Source organism: Cronbergia sp. UHCC 0137 (genome assembly GCF_034932285.1).
Taxonomy (GTDB): Bacteria; Cyanobacteriota; Cyanobacteriia; order Cyanobacteriales; family Nostocaceae; genus Cronbergia.
In genome coordinates this window covers 22,592-49,000 of sequence record NZ_JAYGHC010000015.1, presented here as the reverse complement: position 1 = coordinate 49,000, position 26,409 = coordinate 22,592, and the positions used below count along the sequence as shown (strand labels likewise).

The 26,409-nt window shown below is 38.2% G+C and carries 19 protein-coding genes, 1 tRNA gene and 1 pseudogene; 10 read left to right on the top strand and 11 right to left on the bottom strand.

What is annotated here, in order from left to right; all coding sequences use genetic code 11:
* Nucleotides 1–359: pseudogene (locus VB711_RS09525) on the top strand (hypothetical protein); the annotation flags it as partial.
* 19 nt (nucleotides 360–378) lie between these two features.
* On the opposite strand, the gene VB711_RS09520 reads toward VB711_RS09525, so the two are convergent.
* Nucleotides 379–3,237, bottom strand: a complete 2,859-nt coding sequence (locus VB711_RS09520) for a GAF domain-containing protein (protein WP_323285670.1) — start codon at nucleotides 3,235–3,237, stop codon at nucleotides 379–381.
* Between the two features lie 109 nt (nucleotides 3,238–3,346).
* On the opposite strand from VB711_RS09520, the gene VB711_RS09515 reads away from it, so the two are divergent.
* Nucleotides 3,347–4,489 carry a quinone-dependent dihydroorotate dehydrogenase gene (locus VB711_RS09515; protein WP_323285669.1) on the top strand — a complete coding sequence of 381 codons (1,143 nt, stop codon included), beginning with the start codon at nucleotides 3,347–3,349 and terminating at the stop codon, nucleotides 4,487–4,489.
* Here the strand turns inward: VB711_RS09515 and VB711_RS09510 are convergent.
* Nucleotides 4,486–5,214 (bottom strand): hypothetical protein, encoded by a 729-nt coding sequence (locus VB711_RS09510; protein ID WP_323285668.1) that lies wholly within the window; start codon nucleotides 5,212–5,214, stop codon nucleotides 4,486–4,488. The two genes, VB711_RS09515 and VB711_RS09510, sit on opposite strands and share 4 nt — an antisense overlap.
* Before the next feature lie 1,259 nt (nucleotides 5,215–6,473).
* Between VB711_RS09510 and VB711_RS09505 the strand changes: the two genes are divergently transcribed.
* Complete coding sequence (locus tag VB711_RS09505) at nucleotides 6,474–6,995, top strand: NYN domain-containing protein (RefSeq protein WP_323285667.1); 522 nt, start codon at nucleotides 6,474–6,476, stop codon at nucleotides 6,993–6,995.
* Between the two features lie 94 nt (nucleotides 6,996–7,089).
* Nucleotides 7,090–8,682 carry a 2-isopropylmalate synthase gene (locus VB711_RS09500; RefSeq protein WP_323285666.1) on the top strand — a complete coding sequence of 531 codons (1,593 nt, stop codon included), beginning with the start codon at nucleotides 7,090–7,092 and terminating at the stop codon, nucleotides 8,680–8,682.
* A gap of 38 nt (nucleotides 8,683–8,720) precedes the next feature.
* Here VB711_RS09500 and VB711_RS09495 read toward each other — a convergent pair whose 3' ends face one another.
* Nucleotides 8,721–9,143, bottom strand: coding sequence for a DUF29 family protein (locus VB711_RS09495; RefSeq protein WP_323285665.1), 423 nt, complete (start codon nucleotides 9,141–9,143; stop codon nucleotides 8,721–8,723).
* A gap of 96 nt (nucleotides 9,144–9,239) precedes the next feature.
* Here VB711_RS09495 and VB711_RS09490 point away from each other — a divergent pair, with 96 nt between their 5' ends.
* From VB711_RS09490 to VB711_RS09475, 4 genes are all read left to right on the top strand, one after another.
* A complete protein-coding gene (locus tag VB711_RS09490) occupies nucleotides 9,240–10,526 on the top strand; it encodes an AAA family ATPase (protein WP_323285664.1) in 1,287 nt (428 codons plus the stop codon).
* 2 nt (nucleotides 10,527–10,528) lie between these two features.
* Nucleotides 10,529–11,233, top strand: coding sequence for a hypothetical protein (locus VB711_RS09485; protein WP_323285663.1), 705 nt, complete (start codon nucleotides 10,529–10,531; stop codon nucleotides 11,231–11,233).
* Nucleotides 11,230–12,675, top strand: coding sequence for an ATP-dependent DNA helicase RecQ (locus tag VB711_RS09480; RefSeq protein ID WP_323285662.1), 1,446 nt, complete (start codon nucleotides 11,230–11,232; stop codon nucleotides 12,673–12,675). Before VB711_RS09485 ends, VB711_RS09480 begins: the two co-directional genes overlap by 4 nt.
* Nucleotides 12,676–12,786: 111 nt before the next feature.
* Nucleotides 12,787–13,398: a Uma2 family endonuclease gene (locus VB711_RS09475; RefSeq protein ID WP_323285660.1), complete on the top strand. Its 612-nt coding sequence runs from the start codon at nucleotides 12,787–12,789 to the stop codon at nucleotides 13,396–13,398.
* 85 nt (nucleotides 13,399–13,483) lie between these two features.
* Here VB711_RS09475 and ftsH2 read toward each other — a convergent pair whose 3' ends face one another.
* Together ftsH2 and VB711_RS09465 are read right to left on the bottom strand one after the other, a co-directional pair.
* Nucleotides 13,484–15,370 carry an ATP-dependent zinc metalloprotease FtsH2 gene (ftsH2, locus tag VB711_RS09470; RefSeq protein ID WP_323285659.1) on the bottom strand — a complete coding sequence of 629 codons (1,887 nt, stop codon included), beginning with the start codon at nucleotides 15,368–15,370 and terminating at the stop codon, nucleotides 13,484–13,486.
* Between the two features lie 283 nt (nucleotides 15,371–15,653).
* Nucleotides 15,654–16,148: a hypothetical protein gene (locus VB711_RS09465; protein WP_323285658.1), complete on the bottom strand. Its 495-nt coding sequence runs from the start codon at nucleotides 16,146–16,148 to the stop codon at nucleotides 15,654–15,656.
* Between the two features lie 227 nt (nucleotides 16,149–16,375).
* Here VB711_RS09465 and VB711_RS09460 point away from each other — a divergent pair, with 227 nt between their 5' ends.
* Nucleotides 16,376–16,813: a DUF29 family protein gene (locus VB711_RS09460; protein WP_323285657.1), complete on the top strand. Its 438-nt coding sequence runs from the start codon at nucleotides 16,376–16,378 to the stop codon at nucleotides 16,811–16,813.
* Between the two features lie 12 nt (nucleotides 16,814–16,825).
* On the opposite strand, the gene gltX is transcribed toward VB711_RS09460, so the two are convergent.
* The 6 genes from gltX to VB711_RS09430 form a co-directional block, all read right to left on the bottom strand.
* Nucleotides 16,826–18,271: a glutamate--tRNA ligase gene (gene gltX, locus VB711_RS09455; RefSeq protein WP_323285656.1), complete on the bottom strand. Its 1,446-nt coding sequence runs from the start codon at nucleotides 18,269–18,271 to the stop codon at nucleotides 16,826–16,828.
* A gap of 74 nt (nucleotides 18,272–18,345) precedes the next feature.
* A tRNA-Asp gene (locus VB711_RS09450) sits at nucleotides 18,346–18,419 on the bottom strand.
* Between the two features lie 102 nt (nucleotides 18,420–18,521).
* Nucleotides 18,522–20,015 (bottom strand): serine/threonine-protein kinase, encoded by a 1,494-nt coding sequence (locus VB711_RS09445; protein WP_323285655.1) that lies wholly within the window; start codon nucleotides 20,013–20,015, stop codon nucleotides 18,522–18,524.
* A 282-nt stretch (nucleotides 20,016–20,297) separates the two neighbouring features.
* A complete protein-coding gene (locus VB711_RS09440) occupies nucleotides 20,298–21,890 on the bottom strand; it encodes a serine/threonine-protein kinase (protein ID WP_323285654.1) in 1,593 nt (530 codons plus the stop codon).
* Nucleotides 21,891–22,304: 414 nt separating this feature from the next.
* A complete protein-coding gene (locus VB711_RS09435; protein ID WP_323285653.1) occupies nucleotides 22,305–23,492 on the bottom strand; it encodes an esterase-like activity of phytase family protein in 1,188 nt (395 codons plus the stop codon).
* 64 nt (nucleotides 23,493–23,556) lie between these two features.
* Complete coding sequence (locus VB711_RS09430) at nucleotides 23,557–24,999, bottom strand: TM0106 family RecB-like putative nuclease (protein WP_323285652.1); 1,443 nt, start codon at nucleotides 24,997–24,999, stop codon at nucleotides 23,557–23,559.
* A 153-nt stretch (nucleotides 25,000–25,152) separates the two neighbouring features.
* Here VB711_RS09430 and VB711_RS09425 point away from each other — a divergent pair, with 153 nt between their 5' ends.
* Nucleotides 25,153–26,310 (top strand): aminotransferase class V-fold PLP-dependent enzyme, encoded by a 1,158-nt coding sequence (locus tag VB711_RS09425; RefSeq protein WP_323285651.1) that lies wholly within the window; start codon nucleotides 25,153–25,155, stop codon nucleotides 26,308–26,310.
* Nucleotides 26,311–26,409 lie beyond the last annotated feature (99 nt).

Genomic DNA, 26,409 nt, shown 5'->3' with positions numbered 1-26,409 from the left:
TAGATGAAAAGTTATTACGTTCTATTTTAGGAAATCTGTTATCAAATGCTATTAAATATTCACCGGGAAATACTCAAGTTGATTTTTATCTCATCTTTGAGGAAAGGGTGTTTCCTAAATTATCGAGTCTGACGTGGTTGGTGAGCTTGCCGAACCACACCCTACAAGAGATAAAATCTATCATCCTTATCAATACCTTTGCCAATTTTCCAAATATAGGGCTGAAAACTAATAAAATCGTTACGATATCAATAGGGTTTCAGGGTTTTGGCAACAGTATTGCCTTATGTAATAGATTTTGTCAATGCGTAACTCCTATATTTTTATTTTATTTAATAAAGATAATTTTTATAAACTAATTTTCAGAAACATTTTTTCCTAAGAATTGATATGTTGAGGAGCTAATGGTAATAATAATCGACTAACAACTCGATGATCTGGTATTTGATATATTTGCAGTTCTCCTCCTAATTGCTTCATTAATTGCTGACAAATAAGTAGATGCAAACCTGGGGGTTGGTTGAGTTGCAAGTTGCGGAAATCATCGTCAATTGCACTTTTACCAAGGGCTGCTAATAGGGATGGTTCTATTATCCCATGATCGGTAATTGATAGTTCTAAAAAACGCCCACCTAAAGGACTACACCAAATATCAATTTTTGTACCAACGACAGAACGATCGCACGCAATCACCAATAATTCATGTATGACTAATTCAATTTTTACGATGTCTCCAGCGATCGCTACTTTAGGTTGATTATTGGTATTATTTACATCTGTCACCAAGGTCGAACGTGTTTGTGGTTCTTGGTCTTCCATAAATTGTTGTAAGCCATGAACACTGATCCATAGTTCTTTCTGCTTCATTAAGCTGTCTACTCGGTCGAGCGATCGCCTCAGTAAATTTGACACTGACATCGTTTCCCAGCTTACCTGCAACTGCCACTGTTCTTGTTTAATCATACTTGTGATCGAACCAATCGTATGATTCAATTGTCCTAACAGTAATTTGTAATGCATCCGCGTTAATTCTGTTGACGGAATCCCCAAATCATGAATTTTACCAAGTAAGGATTTAGCTAATCTTTGGGTTTCTGTCAAACGACCATGTTTGTACCAATTTAATTTTTTTATTTCTAGATTGCTAGACTGTAAACCGGGGATAATTGTTTGATGATGTCGCCACCAAGCTAATTGAGAAACTAAATTTTCTGTAGCATTGAGAATCGTTTCTGACCACATACGTTCTCCATAATCTACAAGCAAGATTATCCCTGTACATTGGTCTTCAGCATGACTACGCAAACCTATCACCACAACTTGAGAATTATCAGGTATTTTTAACCATTTTTTAGTTTCTGGTTGTAAATCACTTCCTTTCAAATATGAGTAACCATTTTTAGATAATGCTAACTGAATCAGTGGCTCTTTTTCAACATCGACAGATTGATCATCAACTGTTTTAAAGCAACTATCAGTTGTTACACCAGAGATAATTTTGGCTACACTTTGATCAACAGACCAAGAAAGCATCGTCACCAATGGACATTCCCATACAGATGCTATTTGTTTCAGAGCTTCTAATTCGGTTTTTTCTGGTTCAGCTTGGTTTAAGATTTTAAAATACTGCTGAAAAAGGCGAGAAAGTTTCTGTTGTTGCTGGCTACTAATCCCTAGCTGCCAATTGTGAACAATTACGCCAATATGTTGACTTAATACCCACAGGAGCTTTTTTTCTAGGTTTGTCCAAGAGTGTAGTTGTTCGTGGGTAATTACTAAAAGTAGTTCTGGATGATGTCCTTGAGTGCAGTTGCAAAGTAATAGCGATCGCCCGCCATTTTCTACAAATTGCGATCGCCAGTTTGATAACCGCAAATCCTTTTCCCAGTTTTCTATTTCAATAGCGTTAGTTGCTTTTTGCAAAGCTTTAATATCTATTTCCCCAAGTGGATCAATAGATAATGGCCAAGTTCGCTGATGACGAGTAGAACTTTGGTAAAGAACTTGATAAATATTTTGGTAAGAGTTATATTGAAATAATAAAAAGCGGTTGGCTGACAATCTTTCTAAAATATTAGTTGCACAACCATGTAAGGTTTCTTCTATATCCTGATGCTGATAAATAGTTTGGGCAACTTCATTCGTAAGTTGATGATCTTTTTGAATTTGGGCGATTGTGGTTTCCATGCTATCAATAGGAATCACCAAGGAGAGCAACCCAGCCGCACTTTGAACAAAGTTTTTATCTGTTTCTTTCCAAACTCGCCCTTCCCGACTTTCCACCGCCAAAAAGCCTAATAAATCTTTTTGCCAAATAATTGGTGCAGCTAAGAGCGATCGCATCCCCAACCGTTGTAACAATTTTCCATGGGAATTAGTTTTCAGTGAACTACTAGACTCACCCACCCAAACAACTTTATCCACTGTCAAAGCATAATAAAAATCACTCATTTCCTGAATAGTAATTCCTACCGATGCCTGAAGAAGATCCTCGCTGCGTCCTATATTCAGCATACAATTATTCATCCGACACCAAAAATGGCGTTTTTCTCGTTCTAACCAGTAAACCGTTGTTCGAGAAGGGGAAATAAACTGATGAGTAGCCCCTACCACTGCTTCTAGTCTGGTATTTAAGCTATTGAGAGAGCGTAAATTTTCCTGTAGTTGTAATAATAATTTAGTCGGAGACTCTAATTGTTTTTGCTGCCAATTTCTTTCTTTTTGAGACAGCATTAACCCTAGTTCACCCAGCACAATCACCAGTTTTCCCCTAGTATCCTCCGTTAGTGAGTAGTTTCTATGTGATGAACCTAACAATATCACGCCAAAACAATTATCTTTATAGCGGATTGGTAAAATTACTGTGCCTTGAATTTGCGATTTAGCAGCAATTATTTGCCATTCAGGGGCGCGGGGTTCATTTTGTAGATCTTCTACCTCTACAAAACAGTGTTGAATCACTACTTGTTCTAACAAATTTCCAGGGTTGAGAACAACGGATGCTTCTAAAATACCTTGATCTCCATCAGGAATGATACCACCTTTGCCATGTAAAGAGTGCTTTAGCTGGTCATAAAGGGCAACCCAAATTAACTGGTAATCAAATTGTTCTTGAATATAACCAATAGTAATTTGAATCAGCATATCCACATTATCTTCTTCTCGGAGGCTCTGGAGTAATCGCGCCAAAGAAAGGATTGCTTTTCCTGAATCTATAGGTTTTTCTAGTTGCCCCATTTTCTTATTGGTCAACATAACTTGTAGTAGTATATTTATGATGTCCAAGACAGCATCAGCTATCTTGACTTAAATGCGTTATTAATCATTTGGTAGACGTTAACTTAAATTGGATATTTATCAAGCCCTAGTTAGCCCAGTTTTATTCACTCTGGTAAAAGCCGATCCTGAGTGGTTACACCAGCAAACAATTCGTAGTCTTAAATGGCTTTCAGAAACGAGTGTTTATCCCCCTACTTCCTGGTTAAATCAATGCCTTCGACGATCATTATGTTTAAATGATCCACGTTTAGCACAAAATTTATTTGGTTTAAACTTTTCTAATCCTCTAGGCTTGGCTGCCGGTTTTGACAAAGATGGTGTTGCTGCTGGCGTTTGGTCTAATTTGGGGTTTGGTTTTGCAGAATTAGGTACTGTTACTTACCATCCCCAGCCAGGAAATCCACAGCCCCGCTTATTTCGTTTACCCTCAGATCAAGCTGCCCTCAACCGTATGGGTTTTAATAATTCCGGTGCGGAGGCAATGGCGACTAGATTAAAACTCTCTAAGCAAGAGTTAATTTTATCACCAGTTATACCTATAGGTTTAAATTTGGGTAAATCTAAGATAACACCGTTAGAAGCATCTGCACAGGATTATCTCAATAGTTTTCAATTACTCCAAGATTTGGGGGATTATTTTGTAGTTAATGTTTCTTCCCCGAATACACCGGGATTGCGATCGCTCCAGGATGGGGCTATGCTCAGTCAAATTTTGGACACATTACAACAAGCCAACGGATCACAAAAGCCAATTTTTGTGAAGATAGCACCGGATTTGAGTTGGGAAGCGATCTCTGACATTATAGCGATCGCTAAAACCTACAAACTCACAGGAATTATTGCCACCAACACCACCATCAGTCGGGAAGGATTGAAAACCCAAGTCATTGAAAAAACAGGAAAATCGCCCCAAGCAGAAGCCGGGGGAATTAGCGGTAGTCCCCTGCGCGATCGCTCTACAGAGGTAATTCGCTATATTTATCAGCAAACTCAAGGAGAAATCGTGATCATCGGCGTTGGTGGCATTTTTACCCCAGAGGATGCCTGGGAAAAAATTATTGCTGGTGCTAGTTTAATCCAAGTCTACACAGGCTGGATTTACCAAGGTCCAATGATGGTACGGCGAATTTTAACAGGTTTGCTAGTCAAACTCGCAGAAAACGGATTCACCTCCATTGGTCAAGCAGTAGGGTCAGCAACAAAAACTTAGACCTCTGCCTCCAAAGGGAAAAATTCCTTATTCCTGCGGGAATAGGACCAAGCCACCCCATCAGGATCACGAGCGCGACTCCACTCAGCAAAATCTGGATCATTGCGTCGTTTATAAACAGTGCTGGAATAAACATTTAGCCGCTTGGCCAATTCTGACTGAATCAGAGAGCCAAAAACTAACTGTTGTGCCAATGGTGGTTTTATTTCCTCATGGTTAAGATCAGGTAGTGATTCAGTAATCTCTTCTTCCTGTTCTGGACTTGAGGTGGGTGGCATCAAAAGTGATAGAGCCTTTTTAGAAGGTGATTGAACTTTGTCTTCTTTAACTGACTCACTACTATCCAGTATATCACCCAGAATACTACCAGTGATAAAGTAGTAACACTGATCCTCATTGTCAGAGTTCAGCATACTAGCACCAAATTCCGCCGCTTTACCATCTAAATAGCGTTTTGCCACTGTTCCAGACAAATTACCTTTAATGGACAAATCCATTGGTGTAATTTTGCCCTGATTTTCCCGAATTATCTGATGGAAAAGAGGGTTAACTTCCTGACACCACTTGTCCCATCTATATTGCTGCCAAAGATTGAAGCAAATAGCGATCGCTAAGAAAATCAGCCATATTTTCCAGGTAGAAACCAGGAAAATGATTACAAACGAGATTGGCAAAAGCAGAACGAGAAAGGCTTTCCCGTCGTATTGCATTAGTTTTCCACTCATGCTAATCATTGTTAAGTCTATTGTTGGGAAATAATATATTATCTTGGCAAAAATTATGACATCTTTTTGTATATTTTGGCAAATTTATGGCAAATTAATTGGCAAAAGCTTTTATTATTAGGCTTTGTACACCATATAAACTGTAATTTATCTATCCTGAGTTAGAACATTGGCAAAAATGTTTATGAGTCAGGAGGCAGGAGTCAGGAGGCAGGAGGCAGGAGGCAGGAGGCAGGAGGCAGGAGGCAGGAGGCAGGAGGAAGAATTGGAGAACAGTATTAAATCTGGTCAAGTGATAGGGTTTCCTGTTTCCTGTTCCCTGTTCCCTGTTCCCTGTTCCCTGTTCCCTGTTCCCTTAACCTGGGTGAGAACCGATAATTGAGCAACAATCAATAGATATTCGACATTGGAGGGATCGAACAAAGATGATCAGATCAGATTTGCGTATAAATCCCCTTGCTATTATGGCTGTAAATTTACTTAAATGATTCTAAGTAACCAAGATTAATTTTTTTTAGTTAAAGTAAATGTATCTTCTTCTGTTATATCATGTTACTGATTAATTTAAGTACAACGCTTTTATTTATTCAGCCCTCACTCCAATGTCAACGTTTTGAAATAAGAGTTAAATGAAAAACTTATACTTTTGTAAACTTTGCCTTGATTCACACCAAATTTGTAACGATATATTTCCTCCCACAGCTTACCAATACAGATACAATCGGACTCTTTTTGGGAGTCAAACACTATGATGTAAATTTGTTGTAAGCCCTTGGTAATGGGGTGAAGTATGATTAACTCTACCGGAGCTAATAGTCATTTTCATCTCACGAAATTCCTAGAGGCCATATCCCCTGATGTCTTCTGCCTCTGGCAAAATATTGATGATCCCCATAAAATGATCCCTATTGTTGATCAAAAAATCTATTGATGAGCATCAGCTTATATCCTTCCTGGTTCTATGCCATACCTCTTTAGGAGTAAACTTGACAATTAGAGAGTTTAAAATGTTGGTATTCAGGCAATTTTATTGGTAGATTTTGAAGACAGGGCGTATTTGTGAGAGTCGGAGGTACAAAAAGTTCAGTTTCCAGCATCTTAACTTTAATGTTTTAGCTAACTTTATCCTTGAAAGGAGGTAAGATCCAAGCTATACATTAATATCTAGTTTATAGATATTAGCAAGTTTGCCATTCAACAATTGCTATAATCTATTGTTCCCTCTAACATTCTTATCTATTATTTAGGTGTAAATTTCTATGGGTTCTACAATGAATCGTCTGTCTATTTTTGTAGATGGAAACAATATGTTCTATGCTCAACAAAAAAATGGCTGGTTTTTTGACCCACGGCGGGTCTTAGAATACTTCAAAAATGAGCAGTCAGAAACAACATTAATTAATGCTTTCTGGTACACTGGGTTAAAAGATCCACAAGATCAACGGGGTTTTAGAGACGCACTCATAAGTTTAGGATATACAGTACGGACTAAAATTCTTAAAGAATACTATGATGATTCCTCTGGCCGCTACTCGCAAAAGGCGAATTTAGATATTGAAATCGTTGTAGATATGTTTAATACAGTAGATCAGTATGACAGAGTTGTATTATTCAGTGGTGATGGGGATTTTGAAAGAGCGATCGAACTATTACGTTCCAAAAATACCCACATCACAGTAGTATCAACGGAAGGAATGATCGCCAGAGAGCTTCGTAATGCTACCGACAGATATATAGACTTGAACGATATTAGAGACCAAATAGAAAAAACTGATGCTTAGTTAGCTTCATAGTTATTCACAAATCTCAAACTAAAAAAAAGTAAAGTTCAAGGTATTTTAAAACCCCCAGTCAAAACTAAACAAGGTCAGATCAATGAGCAATCAAACAGATAAAATCATCATTTTTGATACTACCCTGAGAGACGGAGAACAGTGTCCAGGAGCGACTTTAAACATAGATGAAAAGCTAGTGATTGCCAAGCAACTAGCACGTCTGGGGGTGGATATTATTGAGGCAGGGTTTGCTTTTGCCAGTCCTGGAGATTTTGAGGCTGTGAAGAAAATTGCCGAAACAGTGGGGACAGAGGATGGCCCTGTGATTTGTAGTTTGGCAAGAGCGATTAAAGCAGATATTGAAGCGGCAGCAGAGGCATTAAAACCGGCAGTTCATGGCAGAATCCACACCTTTATTTCTACTTCGGATATTCATTTAGAGTATCAGTTGCGGAAGTCGCGGGCGGAAGTTTTAGCGATCGCTCAGGAAATGGTAGCCTATGCTAAGTCTTTCATGGACGATGTAGAATTTTCGCCAATGGATGCTGCCAGGACAGATCCAGAATTTTTGTATCAGGTTTTGGAAAGTGCGATCGCTGCCGGTGCAACAACAGTTAACATTCCTGATACAGTTGGTTACACTACCCCCAGCGAATTTGGGGCAATGATTAAGGGCATTACCGAAAACGTCCCCAACATCAACCAAGCGATTATTTCCGTCCACGGCCATAATGATTTAGGTTTAGCCGTTGCCAACTTCCTAGAAGCCGTCAAAAATGGTGCAAGGCAGTTAGAATGTACCATCAACGGCATTGGAGAAAGAGCCGGAAACGCTGCTTTAGAAGAATTGGTGATGGCATTGCACGTCCGACGACAATATTTCAATCCCTTTTTAGGGCGTTCTGTCGATTCGGAAGCACCCTTAACAAATATTGACACTCGGCAGATTTACAAAACTTCACGTTTGGTTTCCACTTTAACAGGAATGTTGGTACAACCAAACAAAGCCATTGTGGGAGCAAATGCCTTTGCCCACGAGTCAGGGATTCATCAAGATGGGGTGTTGAAAAACAAGCTCACTTATGAAATCATGGATGCCCAATTGATTGGTTTAACAGACAATCAAATCGTTTTGGGTAAACATTCCGGCAGACACGCTTTTGGTAATCGGTTGAAAGAATTGGGTTTTGAACTATCAGAAACCGAGTTAAATAAAGCCTTTGTTAAGTTTAAAGAAGTAGCGGATAAAAAGAAAGAGATATCTGATTGGGATTTAGAAGCGATCGTTAACGACGAAATTCAACAAACACCCGATTTATTCAGAGTAGAGTTAGTGCAGATTTCCTGCGGTAGCAATGCCAAACCCACCGCTACCGTTACTCTCCGCACCCCCGACGGTGAAGAATTAACTGATGCAGCTATTGGAACAGGTCCAGTAGATGCAGTTTATAAAGCCATCAACCGTGTCGTTAATGTACCTAACGAATTAATTGAATTTTCTGTACAATCTGTAACAGCAGGTATTGATGCTCTTGGGGAAGTAACCATCCGCTTACGTCATGAATCCCGTGTATTTTCAGGTCATGCAGCCAACACAGATATAATTGTGGCATCGGCTCAGGCTTACGTTAATGCACTGAATAGATTGTATGTCTCTTTACAACAAGAAGCAAAGGAAGAAGTAACAGCATAGAAGATGTAGAGACGAGAATCCCTACCCATGGAACGTCTCTACTTTTGAATTAATTCCAAAGCATGAGTTAATATTTCTGATTCTTGTACCATAGCTGCTAATTCTTCCGTTTCATAACGTCCCTCAAAGGCCTCAAACGCTGCTCTTTTCAGTGCTACTTGATATCCTTGTTGCAGAATTTCCATTAATTCCGTTTGATTTAAGTAAACACCACCAGATTTGCGACGTTTATTAATTTTGTTAATTTCCCGCACTGCATTTTCTATAGATATTTGCCAAGAACGAGTAGAACGTTTTTCAGCTTTTTGTTTGATTAAATGGATGAGTAGAATTACGCCATAACTATCAATTTTATTAATTTTTTCACTTAGGCTCATTTCTTCTAATTCATCCACTAATAGTAATGCTTCAGGAATTTTACCCTGTTCTAAAAGCTGCCTTAATTCAAGTAATTCTTCCATATAAGTTATAAAAAATGTAATTAGCAACCCCTATTTATTATAACTTTCAATTCATGACTAAACCTAAATTATTAAACTATATTTACGAGGACTAACATGAAAATCCGACAACTTGAACTTCAGAATTTTCGATGCTTTGAGCATAAAACATTTGAGTTTTCCGATCAATTTAACGTTTTTATTGGTGATAATGGTACTGGTAAAACAGCAATTCTCAAGGCACTATCCAATGGTGCAAGTTTTGTACTTTTATTTGTACGAGAGATTCCGGCGCGAGATTATCAAATTGATCAAGATGATATTCGCCATATTAAATATTACAAGAGTGAAATACCAACATTTGAGCGTCAATTTCCTTTTAAAGTTTCTTGTCAAGGTATTATTAATAATCATGAATCATCATGGCATATCCAGATGTTAAATGATAATGAACCAAGGTTTTCTCCATACAATGCTCAGTACATTTTTCAACAACTTGTTGATCAAGTCTCCAAAGGAGAAGATATTATTTTACCTTTGATTGCTTATTATGGAACTAATCGTTTATGGATGCCAGAAACAGAAAATGATATAAAAACTATTAAACCTGGGTCTAGACTACAAGGGTATATTGATTGTTTAAATCCAGTATCTAACCTAAGAGCATTATTAGAATGGCTGAAAACAATGGAAATAGCATCGCTACAAAGAGGACAAGTAATTAATTTATTAGATACAGTGAAAACTGTAATTATTAGTTGTATAGAAAACTGTCAGGAAGTAAAATATGATATTCTTGAAGATCAACTTATGGTAACTTTTGATAATAAAACCGAATTGCCGTTAAGAATGTTAAGTGATGGATTTCGGACAATGTTAACTATGGTTGCTGATATTGCCTATCGAGCAGCAGTTTTAAATCCTCAACTTGGTAGCGAAGCAGCTAAACTTACTCCTGGTATTGTACTTATTGATGAAATTGATTTACATCTACATCCAAAATGGCAACGCCGAGTAGTCGAAGATTTAAAAAGAACATTTCCTAACATTCAATTTTTTGCAACTACCCATTCACCATTTATTATTCAATCTTTAAGAGAGGGAGAACTGATTGATCTCAATAACCCCGATTTAATACCAGCAGCAGAATATGAAAACAAATATACGGAATATATCATGGAATATATCATGCACGTTCCTAATACAAATAGAAATGATCGACATCAACAGATGATGGAAACCGCAGAAAGATACTATCAAATGTTAGAAAATGCTAATAATTCATCTCCAGAAGAATTGGAAAACTTAAAAATAGAACTGGATGAATTAATAGAACCATATAGTGATGATGTTGCCTATCATGCTTTTTTAAAAATGAAGCGTTTAGCAAAATTAGGAGATTAATAATGCGTCCAGTTCAAAGAGGTAGTATACCAATTAATCCAAACACAGATCAAAAAGTTTCTTTCAGTAAATATCAAGATGCTAAAAAACAGATTGTCGAAAGAATAGGTCATTATTGCTGCTATTGCGAAAAACCAGTGACAAATGTTCGTGATGTGGAGCATATTTTACCCAAAGAGCATTATCCAAGACTACAAACTGTTTGGCATAATTTTTTTATTTCATGTAGAGTTTGTAATGATATTAAAGGACGTTCTCTTATCAGGAGAAAAAACTTTTATTGGGCTGATGTAGATAATACATTCCGAATTTTTGAATATCATCCTTTGAGCGCAGATGTAAAAGTAAATTCCTTGCTTTCTGATCCAGAAAGAGTAATAGCAAAAAACACACTAGATTTAATTGGTTTAGATAGAAAACCTGGACATCCTAAAATTACTCCAGCAGATGAGCGTTGGACAGAAAGACTTGTAGCTGTAGGAATAGCCCAAGAAGCATTTGCTGACTTACAAAATAATGATACTCCTGAAATGAGAAAACAAATTGTTCGTACTGCTCAAAGTCAGGGATTTTGGTCTATTTGGATGACAGTTTTTCAAAACGATGCTGATATGTTGAATCGCTTGATTAATGGTTTTCCTGGAACTTCTAAAACTTGCTTTGATGTGCAAGGAAAAGCTATTCCTCGTCCTAAAGGAAGATTATGAATATTCCCAACAATACCTCATTAAATGAAGTCCGCACAGCATTAAAACAAATCTGGGGATATGAAGATTTTCGTCCACCACAGGGAGAAATTGTCAATAGTTTATTATTACAAAAAGACGCATTAATTATTATGCCCACAGGCGGGGGAAAGTCGATTTGTTTTCAACTCCCTGCATTATTGAAAACAGGATTAACTTTGGTGGTTTCTCCCTTGGTAGCGTTAATGGAAAACCAAGTTGAAGAACTGCGTCAACGCAACCAAAAAGCTGCTCTTTTGCATAGTGAATTACCTTCACCTCAACGTCGTGCAACTTTGCAAGCTTTAGAAAAACAACAATTAAGATTATTATATTTATCACCTGAAACTTTATTAAGTCCACCAGTGTGGGAAAGATTAGTTCATCCCCAATTAAAAATTAATGGTTTAATATTAGATGAAGCGCATTGTTTAGTACAATGGGGTGATACTTTTCGTCCAGCTTATCGACGTTTGGGGGCTGTGCGTCCAGCATTAATAAAATCAAAACCACCGGGAACAAAAATTAGTATAGCTGCTTTTACTGCAACTGCTGATCCTTTAGCTCAAAAGATTATTTCTACAGTTTTACAATTACAACAACCAGAAAATTTTCGCCTCAATCCATACCGGGCAAATTTACATCCTATTGTGCGTATTGCTTGGACTCCAAAGGGTAGAAAACAACAATTATTAAAATTTATTCAAAATAGACCAAATCAAGCGGGATTAATTTATGTGCGTACCCGGCGAGATAGTGAAGATTTGGCGCAATGGTTAACAGAAAAGGGATATAATACTGCTAGTTATCATGCAGGTTTGGGTGCAACAGAACGCCGTGCGGTAGAAGCTAGTTGGTTAGGTGGAAAAATACCATTTGTTGTCTGTACCTGTGCTTTTGGAATGGGAATAAACAAGAGTGATGTCCGTTGGGTAATACATTTTCACGCACCACATTTACTATCTGAATATGTGCAAGAAATCGGACGCGCTGGGAGAGATGGAAAACCTGCGGAGGTGTTGACTTTGGTGAGTGAACCGACGGGTTGGTTAGATTCTGAAGATAAGCAAAGACAGGAGTTTTTTGAAAACCAAATGTTTAAGCATCAACAAAAAGCGCAGCAATTGGTGAAAAAATTACCACAACAGGGAGAAGTAATGGCTGTAACAAAACAATTTCCTGATGCAGCGATGTCGCTTTCTCTACTTCACAGTAATGGACAATTGCAATGGCTTGATCCTTTTCATTATTCTATTTCGTCAAAGTCGGGAAATCAGCCAGCAACACAATTACAAGCTGCTAAACAAATGAGAGAATATCTAACTACTAAAAAATGTCGTTGGCAATTTTTATTAAATGCTTTTGGTTTTGGGAAAGAAGCTGAAAATTGGCGTTGTGGACATTGCGATAATTGTCTTAAATAACGTCAGTTGCTCTTTTATATTACTTCTTTCTCCGCGTAAAATTATATATTTTCTTCCTTCTTCTTTTGCGTCTTTGCGGTTCATTTATTACAACCATTCAAGAGGTGAATCATGGTTCAAACCTTAACTAAACCAGTAACCTTTGACGAATTTATCCAATGGTATCCAGAGACAGGATTACGCTATGAATTACACAATGGAGTAATTATTGAAATGAACCCACCAGTAGGAGATCATGAGGAAATTATCGGATTTTTAATAGAAGAAATAGTTACGGAATATAAAAAACTCAAACTCCCCTATTTTATCCCTAAAGCAGCCTTAATTAAAACACCTAACGGTTTATCAACTTACTCACCTGATTTATTGTTATTAAATAGAAATAACTTAGTTAATGAACCTTTGTGGAAAAAAGAATCAACCATTACTCAAGCTGCTTCCGTTCCTTTAGTAATAGAAATTGTTAGCAGTAATTGGAAAACAGATTATTCGACTAAAGCTGATGAATATGAATCAATGGGTATTCCTGAATATTGGATAGTTGATTATGCTGCTTTCGGTGGTAAAAGGTTTATTGGTAATCCAAAACAACCCACTATCTCAGTTTATTATTTAATTGATGGGGAATATTTAGTTAATCAATTTAGAAATGATGATTTGATCATATCTCCACTATTTCCAGAATTAAAATTAACTGTTTCTCATATTTTACAAAAAATATAATTATGGTGCTGCAAAGAACAAAAAAATAGGAATGGTGTTGACCATCCCCATTAATTTTAGATTAAATTAAATTCAATTAAAAACCTTACAGTTGTGGTACAAACTGTGATTTTTCTGGTACTTCGGTGTACTCAGCGACAATCTGACGGAACTCTTCACCGTCAATGGTTTCTTTCTCAATGAGCAAATCTACTAAGCGATCGCTCACGCTACGATGATCGCGGATAATCTTCTTAGCATTCTCATAGCACTCCTCCACAATTTCCCGCACCTGTGCATCAATACGAGAAGCTATAGATTCAGAATACTCAGAACGTGTTGTCCAGTCACGACCCAGGAATACTTCTCCCTGTTGGCTTTCCAGTGACAAAGGCCCCAAGTTAGACATCCCAAACCTTGTTACCATCTGTCTCGCCATCCCTGACAACTGCTGTAAATCACCACCAGCGCCAGTTGTCACTTCTGCTGCACCGAAGATCACCTCTTCAGCCGCACGACCACCCAAAGCACCGGTAATTCTAGCCTTGAGTTGAGAACGGGTAATTAAACCTTGTTCTTCGTTGGGAGTAAACCAAGTTAAACCCTGTGCTTGTCCTCTAGGAATCAAAGTAACTTTTTGTACAGGATCATGGTCTTTCAGCAAAGTACCCACCAAAGCATGACCAATTTCATGGTAAGCAATCAAGCGTTTACTCTTACTGTCTACCAAAGGAGTTCCTTCCATCCCTGCAACTACCCGATCCACTGCATCATCTATTTCTAGGATGGTAATCGCCTCTTTCCGTCTTCTGGCGGTGAGAATAGCCGCTTCGTTGAGGAGGTTAGCTAAATCAGCACCGGTGAATCCTGGTGTGCGACGAGCAATAGTATCCAAAGAAACGCTAGGATCTAACTTCTTATTCCGGGCGTGAACTTGTAAAACTTCCAAACGTCCTTTAATATCGGGGGCATCGACAGTTACCTGTCTATCAAAACGACCGGGACGTAATAAAGCGGAATCCAATACATCAGGACGGTTGGTAGCAGCAATAATAATGATGCCAGTGTTACCTTCAAATCCATCCATTTCTGTTAGTAGTTGGTTGAGAGTTTGTTCTCTCTCATCGTTACCACCACCGATACCCGCACCCCGTTGTCTACCGACCGCATCAATTTCATCAATAAAGATGATACAAGGAGCGTTGTCTTTGGCTTTTTTGAACAAATCGCGGACACGGGACGCACCCACACCGACGAACATTTCTACAAACTCGGAACCGGAAATACTGAAGAAAGGTACACCAGCTTCACCAGCGATCGCTTTCGCCAATAAAGTCTTACCAGTTCCAGGCGGTCCAATCAATAACACACCTTTAGGAATCTTTGCACCCACAGCAGTAAATTTTTCCGGCTGTTTTAAGAAAGTGACAACTTCTTGCAGTTCTTCCTTCGCTTCTTCAATACCGGCGACATCATCAAACTTCACCCCGGTTTTCGCTTCCATTTGAAAACGAGCGCGGGATTTACCAAAATTCATTGCTTGACCAGGGCCACCGGGAAGGTTATTAGAACGACGGAACAAGAAAAACAAGCCAGTAATCAACAAAACTGGAAATAATAAGTTTCCTAATAATCCCCAGATTGCCCCATCATTCCGCATGGGGTGAGCATCAAAACTTACTTTATGTTCTTTGAGTTTATTGATCAATTCAGGGGCGTTAAATGGCAAATCTACCCGCCACCGTTGGACTCGGTTTTCGATATCTTGATCATTAGCTTCAATAATCGCAGTTCTACCACCATCATAAAGATCAACGTTGGTGACGCGATCGGCATCCAAATATTCTAAAAAGCGCCCATAAGTCATGCGGGTATTAGCTGCATTCTTACTCATATCGGTAGGATTGCCAGCAAAAGCACCTTGCCAGAAGAAAAAGCCAATTACCAATGCCAGCACTGACCAGAGTGCTACCACTCTCCAAGAGAATTTCATCTTTTATTTACCTCTAAATGTCAATATGACTCGACTTTTCAGATCAATTATGAAGTCAATGTTATGTTTCTTCATGCTTGATTGTCGGTAAGAGTCGGACAACGGATGTTTATAAATCCATTTTGTTTAATCTGAGCCATAGAGGTTTAACGCCTCTATGACGGATTCATGACGTTTATCAAGAATCTTAACTAAAGTTAACTTAATTCTAATACAAGAATGCTGCTCTTTGAAAGTAATCAAGCTTGAGAAGGATTTTAATTCTTCTTCCTGACTCCTAGCCCTACTTAACCTCTGTGATTTTTAAGGTGTAGGGTATGTACTTGCCCTGGTTGTAAGAACCAATCCAAATTTGATAAACTCCCCGCAGCCATTCACCCACAATACCAGGGTTTTTGCCGTCAAAGTCGTCGTTACACCAAGTACCACCGGGTCCTTTAACAATCATGATCGTATCCGCAGGACTTTCTACTTGCAGTTTTAGGTAGTCAAACTTACTACCTAATTCCAAGGTGTGATCTGGTGCTTCGTCTACAAATCCAGTACAAGCACCAGTTGGTCGTGTTTCCTTTGTTCCAGCTACTTGACTGCTGGGAACTGAACCCCCACTCATTCCCCTAACTATAAAAGGGTCTGGAGAAAACTTTTTGCTGATGGTAACATCTCCGAAAATTGCTGGTATTTCTTCTGCCATAGCAGTATCCATCACTGCTGTTATCCAGAGTGTACCTAGCATCAATGATAATCTGATTCCTCTAACAAGCGTTTTTGGTGGCATTGTAATTATATTCATTCCTCAGTGTTGTTCAAGACATGAATCTTACACCATAAGTTCCCAATGTTAGAGGAATTGACTATACGGTAAAATTAATCCAAGATCAAAGTAATTTATGATTTACGGAATATCTAACCGCAGAGAACGCAGAGGACACAGAGAAATAAGAGTTTGAGTGGTTTTTGCGTAAGTCCTATAATTTAAGAAGGCATTCGAGTAAGGAGGGATGAATGGAAGAATTAATAGCATTACGGGAATTATTACAAACAGGTAATTTATCTAGCGCCCTCTTGATGATTGATGAAATGGAAGAAATGAGCAAAAAGGATATTCTTAATCAAATTCGTAGTTACAGCATCATTTTACTTCTACATCTGATTAAACAAAAGGCTGAAAATCGAACCACCCGCTCTTGGGAAGTATCAATCCGTAACTCAACCTTAGAAATTCAGGACTTGAATGCTAGACCAAACTCCAAGGGAAATTATTTAAATAACCAAGAACTTCGAGAATCTTTAGACAGTGGTTTCCGTCAAGCAATTAACCAAGCCTCTTTGGAAGTTAATGAAGGTCGGTATGATGTCTGTGAACTTGAGAAAATAGTAGACAAACAAGAAATATGCGATCGCGCCATGATGATAATATCTTCCCAAAGAGACTTAGATTAAATTCAATAAGTCCTAATTACCTGCTATAATTCCCTGATGTAACCTTGGTCGATCTAAACCAATCTGATTCAGTAATAACCAAGATTGAATTAAGTCGGGTCCATGTACATCTCCTGTTAAAGCGGCTCGGAGCGATCGCATTACTACACCTTTCTTAACATTCTGCTCTTTCACCACTTGCTTAATGATGTTTTGGGCTGTTTCTGCTGTCAGTTCGGGCTGATTTTCCAATGCGGCAATTATCCCCTCAAGTGCTGCTGTGGAAGCTTCTTGCTTTAATTGTTGACTGCCTTCTTCACTAAATTCTACTGTATCTATAAAAAACAGTTTCGTCATCTCCACCGCATCCACCAACCGAGTTAAACTAGCAGCAACTAATGTCACTAACTCCTCTAACCAACCACGATCTCTGCCACCTGTAAACTCAAATCCAGCTTCTTCCCAGAATGGTATGAGTAAATCTGTCAGCTTATCAACAGGCATACTGTGGATATATTGACTATTTAACCAATCCAGTTTGTCCCAGTCAAACTTAGCCCCGGCTTTATTCACACGCTCAAAACCAAACCCCTGGGCTGCTGTTTCTAAGGTGAATATTTCTTGAGTTGAATCTGGCGGCGACCAACCCAACAAGGTCATATAATTGACCAAACCCTCCGCAGTAAAACCCATTTTCTGAAAGTCGGAAATAGAAGTTACTCCATCCCGTTTGGAAAGTTTACGCCCTTCTTGATTCAAAATTAAGGGTGTATGGGCAAATTCGGGAATTTTCGCCCCTAAAGCTTCATACAACAGAATTTGTTTGGCGGTGTTAGCGATGTGGTCTTCTCCGCGAATGACGTGGGAAATTTCCATATCAATGTCATCCACCACAACCACAAAGTTATACAGTGGTTGACCAACACCTTCTGTTGAAGCGCGGGCGATTACCATATCACCACCCAAATCACTACCACGCCAAGACATTTGACCCCTTACTAAGTCATTCCAGACAATTTCTCGACCGTCTTCGATTCTAAAACGGATTACAGAAGTCCGTCCTTGGGCTTCAAAAGCCGCTTGTTGTTCTGGGGTGAGGTTGCGGTGACGGTTATCGTAGCGGGGGGCTTCGTTTCTAGCTTTTTGAGCTTCTCTGAGTGCGTCTAATTCTGCGGATGTGGTGTAGCAACGATAGGCTAAACCTTGATCTAACAGTTGTTGTACTGCTTGACTATAAAGATGTAGCCGTTGGGATTGAAAAAATGGACCTTCATCCCAATTTAGCCCCAACCAGCGCAGTCCACTCAATATATTATCGGTGTATTCGGGGCGCGATCGCTCTAAATCTGTATCTTCAATTCGTAATATAAACTTACCGCCGTGGTGACGGGCAAACAAATAATTGAATACAGCCGTTCTCGCTGTACCAATATGTAAATTTCCAGTTGGACTTGGGGCAATGCGGACTCTGACGGTCACAGTTTACTCTCTCTCAAAGCAGAACTAATAGTTGATGCTAAATTATAGAATAAACATAACTCAGCACTTTAGAACGGGACTGACGGGGCTCGAACCCGCAACTTCCGCCGTGACAGGGCGGTGCTCTAACCAATTGAACTACAGTCCCTCAATCAGCATCTTTATTAGTATTGCCGACTTTTTTGTTTTTGTCAAGGCTTTTCTAGAAATTAATAATTTCCTTTGATTTCCCTTGGCTGCACAAATTTAACTATAACATAGAAATCTGGTTCTGTGAGTTAAGATGTTGTAACATTTGGGATTGAATGTCCTTATACTGCTGCTTCAACAACTTTTTACTCTCTACAGCTTGAGATGTCGGTGGTAGTTGCCGACTCTGTTTAATCCAGGTTTGTAAATTTTGTTGTTGTACTGGATTAATGTTACTACGGAGAATGTTAACGCAATTGTGGGGTTCTTCCAGGGTAAAGAAATTTAAAAAGTAATACTCGGTTGCAGCTAAAGTAGATACCAAGCTAAGATTTTGGGGATTTTGCATATCTAAATAGCACGGTAGCCATTTGGGGCTATGTTCTCGGTTATAAAGTAATGTTACCCACAGCAGCATCGGATGCGGTTTGGCAATAAAAATAAATTGGTTGTAACGGGTGCTATGGGAACGATTAGTGATTTCGATCTGTGGTAACATCAGCCACAGAGAAACCACGGAAGAGTTGCTGGTATTGATCAATTGAGGAAAAACTATTTCCTGTATTGGTTTATTTGCAGGCCAAACAAGTTGGGAAAAGGTTTTAACTATTGTTTGGGGTAATTTAGAGATAGCTGGATTTTGTAAATTTGCCGGCAAACTCTGGGGAGATTGTTGAATTTTGTTTAAAACTTGCAATATTTCTCCTATGTTTTGGGGACGCTGTTCTGGTTTTTTCGCCAAACAGGTCATAATTAAATCATTTAACTGCTGGGGTAGTTTTAAGTGGGGAGCAAGATCAGCGATCGCTCTTGGTGGCTCAAATTGATGTACTCTATACCAAGCACCAAAGTAGTCTGTTTCTGGCTGCCACGGTTTTTTACCTGTCAACATTTCAAACATCACAACACCCAGACTATATATATCCGAACGACTGTCTAATTCTCCTCCCTCCAGTTGTTCAGGAGAACAGTAGGGCAGAGTTCCATGAAATCCTTTAGTGGTAATTACTGAAGAAGAATTGATAAATTTGGCAATACCAAAGTCTAATATCTTAGCTAATTCTCCTAAAATAGGGTCGGGAATTACAATAATATTCGCCGGTTTAATATCTCTGTGAATTAATGGGTGGATTTTGTTGTCAATATTAATACCTTGGTGAGCGCACTGCAAGCCTAAGCAAATCTGCCGTGTCAGGTTAAAAAACTTGTCACTAGGCATAGGAATCAGTTTCTTTAAACTCTTACCAGATAGATATTCCATCACATAGAATGGTTTACCGCTTTCACTCAAACCGTAGTCATAAACCCAGACAATATGGATGCTAATTTTACTCAGTGCTGCACTCAAAAGAGCTTCACGGGTAAAGTTTTTTTGTCTACTAGAGTCCAAAACTGATTGGGATAAAAACTTGATTGCCACTTGTGTACCCCCTAGCAAAATATCTTCTGCTAGAAAAACTTCTCCCATGCCACCTTTGCCAATTAATTGTTTAAGTTGATACCGATTGGCAAGTAACTCCTGACCTGTGGGAGATGCAAATGGGCTTGTGTTCACTTTGGCAACCTCATATATAACAGGGAACAGGGAACAGGGAACAGCGGTTCGGCTACGCTCACCGACCATGAACAGGGAACAGGGAAAAAGGTACAACGTCTGCGTCTTAGGCAGTGATCAAGTTTTTAGACAGGTTGATTACTATTCCTGTGTATGTAAAATATTATCTATAAAATGTTAACTTATGGCAAGTAAAAATAAATGTGGGAGTTGAATAAGATGACGGGGATTAAAATCCAAGGTGTAGCTTAATCTGTCAGCTAAAGCCGCACTCAGTTGACCCTAAAACACTTTTTTAAATAATTGAGCTATCCAATATTTTACACCAACTAGGTCTTTATTTTGAGATGCTGCAACTTTTTTCAATATTTCTACTTTGGATTTTTCATATTCTGCTTTTAGGTTAAATTTTGACTGCTTGCTAGAAATTAGTGTTGTATTTACTTTCTGACTAGACTTCACATAAACACCAAGCTGTTCATTTTGGTTAGGAGTCAAACTGATAGTAATTACATGACTACAGCTAGTAGGTTCTTCTATACTAAAAAATAGCAGGTGATAATAACCTTTGGTGGCTAAGGTATCCAATATTTCCTTGTCTTTAAGTTCTTTAATATCCAAGTAATAAGATAACCATCTAGTTAGGGAAAATTGATCATCATATAGAAGTGTTACCCATAATACCATGGGGTAAATTTCTACTTGACTCATTATAAATTCTGTGTTATTCTTACCCTGTTTAGCAATTAATTTATTAATTTCTGCCTTCGGTAACATCGCCCAAAAAGTTGGTATGTTACCTTGGATTGTATATAATAACTTGGGAAACCCAATAAGTGAAACAGGTTTATTTTTCGGCCAAATTTTTCGTAAACATTCTTTTTCAGATAAGGTTTTTAAAGGTTCTACATTAACTAACGAGGTAGATGTCACTTTATTGCTATTACTTCCCAGAGAACTTTGTTCAAATTCGGTTTTGATACTTGCCAAATCATTGATTATTGCACTGATACTCTGAGGTCTTTCATTCACATCTTTGGCTAAACAATGTAGAACTAATTTTTGTAATTGCGGAGGAATTTCTACTTGGTGATTGACTTGGGAAAACTCCGGTGGGGCTTGAAAGCGGTGCATTTGATACCATGCACCAAAGGAATTATTTTTTGCCCAAAATGGATGTTTTCCTGTGAGCATTTCAAACATCAATACTCCCAAACTATAAATATCAGAGCGTACATCTAAAAGTTTACGTCCTTCTATATGTTCTGGAGAACAGTATGGTAAACTAGCTATAAAGTAGTCATTCATTGTTACGCCACTGCGTTCTATAATAAATTTAGCGACACCAAAATCAAGAATTTTCACTATCTCTAATATTTTGCTATTTTCATGAATAAATATATTTTCAGGTTTAATATTACTATGTATAACAGGATAGTTTTGACCTTTGATGCTCACACCTTGGTGAGCGCAATGTAGTCCTAAACAAATCTGTTGGCTGATTTCTAAAAATTTGGAAATTTGTAAAGGTTGATTTCTAAGTATCTGTTTGAGATTTTTACCTTCCAGATATTCCATTACATAAAAAAGTACCTTTTCATCAGTAATACCGTAACTTAAAACCCGGACAATGTTTTTACTTTTTCTACCCAATTGAGCAGCAATAGAAATTTCTTGGCCAAAACGTTGGGATATATTTTGATTTATCAGGTGTAAGTTGATAATTTTTAATGCGACTGTTATTCCACCTTTGCCAATATCTTCGGCTAAGTAAACACTACCTATTCCACCTTGACCAATTAATTTTTTAATTAAATAACGATTGTTTAATAATTTTCCCAGGTAATTATCTGGTTCTGATTTTTGGTTATTCATATTCTAAATTATAGGGCATTTGTGACTACTTGAATATATGATTTACACACCGTACAAAATACAGATGATATGTATGAAGTAAATTGTCTGGTTTCAGGCTTTGGGAATGCTATATTAGTGGGGTGCTAGTATGTTAATTTTGTGTGTTTTTGGAGGGATTGTCCCGAAAATTATTGGTGTTACCGTAGTTTACACCGAAAACACCTGTTTCAGGCACTTTCTCATAAAAATATGGCGACACATTTTATGCATAAAGTCTTATGGGATAAGGGATTCAGAATTAACACACTACTGCGGTGCGTCAGATAGAAAAAATCTGTTGTTTGCTAAATTATCGGGTCTGACGCACCCTACAAGAGATAAAAATAGATTGTGTCAATGCGTAACTCCTAAAATAGTAAGATGAAATCTATTTTACCTAATTAATGGTAAATTTCTAATTCGGCGCAATAATCTATAAAATGGTGATTCTAGTTGTATTTTTACTTTAAAAGCGAGAATTTGGGTTGTTTGTAGTTGATTAAAGTTGTTGTCACTAATCAGAATTAATGATTGTTTACCGTCAGGTAATTTTGGACCAAAGGTTAAACCTTCAATATTATCTAAAGGTACATCTAAAGTTCGCAAATCTAAAAGTAATTTCTTTTTTACTGGTTTAATTTGTTTGTGACTAATGGCGGAAATACTTTTGATATTGTGGATATCATCAGCATTTTCTAGAGAAAAATGAAATAGAAAAATAGCAAATCCAATGCCTGTAAAAGACCTTTCTATACTAAGAAAATTTCCTTTATTATCAAGAGCGAGTATATCTGGTAATCCACTAGCAAATCTACCAGTAATATTAAATAGGGATGTTACGGGTTCTGTTTGGTAGAGAAATTCTTTTTCTGGCTGCTTAGTTAAGAGGTTATATTGTAAAATCCGGCAGGAACTACCAATACCAGTTTTAGCTACTGTACCATCTTGAACTAGGGCGTTTTCATTGGCTGTAAATAGATATTTTTCATTAGGTGTAATGGTGAGACTTTCAAAGGCTAAGTTATCACGAATACCCTGAGTACCATTTTGATTTGGTAAAAATTTATCTGGTATGGGTAATGTTGTGATTTCTTGTCCAGAAGCTAGGGAAAATTCTTTGATAAAAGGATTAATTGATCTTTTAACATCTCCTTCAGAACTAATAAACAAGGTTTGTTTACTACTATAAGCAATACCTTCTGTATCGGTGCTTCTAGTGGGAAAGGGTCGATTATTTTCATTTAATAATGTTGTTACTTTCATGGGAACAACGCTATCTTTAGTTAAATTACCTTTACTAAGGTCAATTTTTAAGGTGTAAAAACGAGGATCTGCTTTTTCTCCTCTGTCGTCAGAGATAGCATAATAGAGGTCGTTTTTGTTGTCGTAGGTGATTCCAGATAATCCACCTATTTCGGTTTTTTGATACGTTAAACCGGTGGGTAAAAGGGTTTGTCCAATAAATTCTATATTACTAACAGATGCAATGGCAAAATTGTTTAATAATAAACTGATGATAATCGCTAGAATGATTAAGAAAATACTTAGGGGTGGTCGAGAAAGTTTTTTGATTAATCCCATGAGTAAATTTATGTATTGGTAAGTATAAACATTGTATAAATATATATTTATACAAATGCCGCGTTTATAGATTTTGGAAAAAGTTGGATAGCCAATCTTTAACTTTGCGGGTGGCGCGACAGTCATCTTCATTGTAGCTTTGAATGGCTTCTATTAAGGTACGATCGCCTGTTGCTAACCATTCATTATACCAGTAAATACATTTAGCACCACTGACTTCTTTTTCACGCCACTCAAATTGTAACCAACGAGCGATCGCTTTCAAGGCATAACTTTCTATTGGTAAGACAACACTTTGAGTTAATTGTTCATAAATATCTACAAACCGATTTAGTACAGGCTGGACGGAGGAGTATGGTGTGCGGTAAAATTTGCCCAATCTTTTAACTGTATCAAATTCATACACACAAAAATGATAGATTGGAGCTTGGGGATATTCCCAAACTAAATCCAGAAATTGCTGCCAAATTAGTCCCTCATCTGCTGGTGTTTCTGCTAAAAATGAATAGAACTTTTCTGTGTTAGCAAGTCTATCAACAACCAAAACCCCTAAGAGATAATTTAAATTTAAATCTGGCTGGGCTTCAATATCAAAGTATAATTCTATTGGGGCTGTAAAGCTGAGATTTTTTGGAGGTTGGCTTTGGGGTAAAATTAACGGCTGTTTGTTTAATACTGATTTGGCTTGCAAAATTAACTTAGATGCGACGCTGCGATCAAAGCCAACCAAATTTTCTAAGGTGCTAGAATTACTATCTGCTAGTGCTTCTAGGGTGGTAATAGAGATATTTTGCAGTTGATCGTAACGAATGGGTGACACACCGGGCAAGAGTGAGAGATGTTTCTGTGATTGGGCGATCGCATAACAATGACTATACCAGTGGCAAAGATTACATTTTTGTCGAGAAATAAATACTTCTGGCGGTTCTGGTGACTCGACCGTTTGCATAAATTCCGCTAAAATATCTAACATCTGTGGTGTCCATTTTTCTAAATCCACCACATAGGATGCGTCTTTGTTTCGCAAGATTAGCCAAGCTTCATCAGGTGTCACTTCCTGCACCATTCCTAAAAGTTGTGCATGAAAGGCGGCAACAACTTGATATTCTTGTTTAGGACGTTTTCCTAGTTGAATATCTAAGGGAATATAAACCCAATTACCAAAACGCGATTTTCCTGGATGTTTGACGAGCAAATCTGGACGACTTAGCAAGGTATATCTTTCATTGTAAGTGCCTAATAACACTCCCCGATGAATATACTCTACCCCCTCTTCCATCAATTTTATTGTAGCTTCGACTCCTGCGTGCCAGTTTTTTGGGGGATAATCTGGTTGGTGATAAACCAAATCTTGCATCACATTTTGACGATGGGCGGTTTTTTCCTGTTGCAATTGTAGCAGCAACTCATTCGGAATATCTCGCTGGTGATAGTCACCATGAGTATCTAAATAAGGTCGTCGCTTACAGCGTTGATATTGGAGTAGGAGTTCAGCATTGATTAGCATCCATTTAAGTTAACAATATTTCTGGGGGTTCGGCCATGTTTTGAGCAATTGCTGGAGAAATCAGTTTTTTGGATTAATGTACTCACTGTGGGATAATCAGATAATTATGGAAGTTTTTTTGGTTAAGTTTTAATTTATAGTGTTCTAAATAATATGTTGCATCGCCATCGCGCACAGTTTCCTGCTTTAACTAATAAGACTTATTTTAATTATGGTGGACAAGGACCCATGGCTCAAGGGGCTATGGATGCTATTACTTTAGCACAAGCTAGGATTCAGGATTTGGGTCCCTTTGGGGCTGAGGCTTATAGCTGGATAACTCCCCAAATTCAAGCTGCTAGGGGGGCGATCGCCTCTGTGTTAAATGTCCCCAGTGATACAATTACTCTCACGGATAATGTCACCGTTGGCTGTAATATTGGAATGTGGGGGATAGATTGGCACTCAGGTGATCATCTGCTGCTTTCTGACTGTGAACACCCTGGCATAATTGCTACTGCCCAAGAAATTCGACGGCGGTTTGGGGTGGAAGTTACTACTTGTCCCCTAATGGCAACTTTGAATGATGGCGACCCTGTAGATATTATTGCCCAACACTTGCGCCCTAATACTCGCCTTGTGGTTGTCAGTCACATTTTTTGGAATACAGGTCAGGTTTTGCCACTTGACAAAATTGTAGAATTATGCAGGAATAATAATTCTTTGCTGCTAGTAGATGCGGCTCAATCGGTTGGGGTTCTACCTTTAAATTTAACAGAATTGGGGGTAGATGTCTATGCTTTTACGGGTCACAAGTGGTTATGTGGCGCTGCGGGTGCTGGTGGGTTATATGTACGGACGGAAGTACGGGAGAAATTGAATCCCACTTTTATTGGCTTGAATGCGATAATTACGGATAATCAAGGGCAGCCAGAGAGTTGGCGACCAGATGGGAGAAGATACGAAGTGTCTACTGTAGCTATTCCATTGTATGTGGGTTTAACGGAAGCGATCGCTATTCATAATCATTGGGGAACAGCAAGCGATCGTTATCAGCAAATATGTAACAATGCTAAGTATCTGTGGCAGAATTTAACTCAATTAGCTAATATCAAATGTTTAAAAAATTCCCCACCTGAAAGTGGTTTAGTTTCTTTTCAGTTTACCAACGGTCAACCAAGTTCTAAGTTGGTGCAGTTTCTAGAATCACAAAAAATCTTAACTCGGACAATTGCTAATCCTAATTGTATTCGGGTTAGTGTTCATTATTTAACGTTACAAGCAGAAATTGACCATTTGATAGAGGCAATTGATAGTTTTTCTCAAATTTAATCCAACACGGTTCAGTTAAGCCCGAAACTTTTTTCTTTAAACGTTCGCGTAGCGTGCCGTAGGCATACCACAGAGGCACAGAGAACACAGAGAAAATAG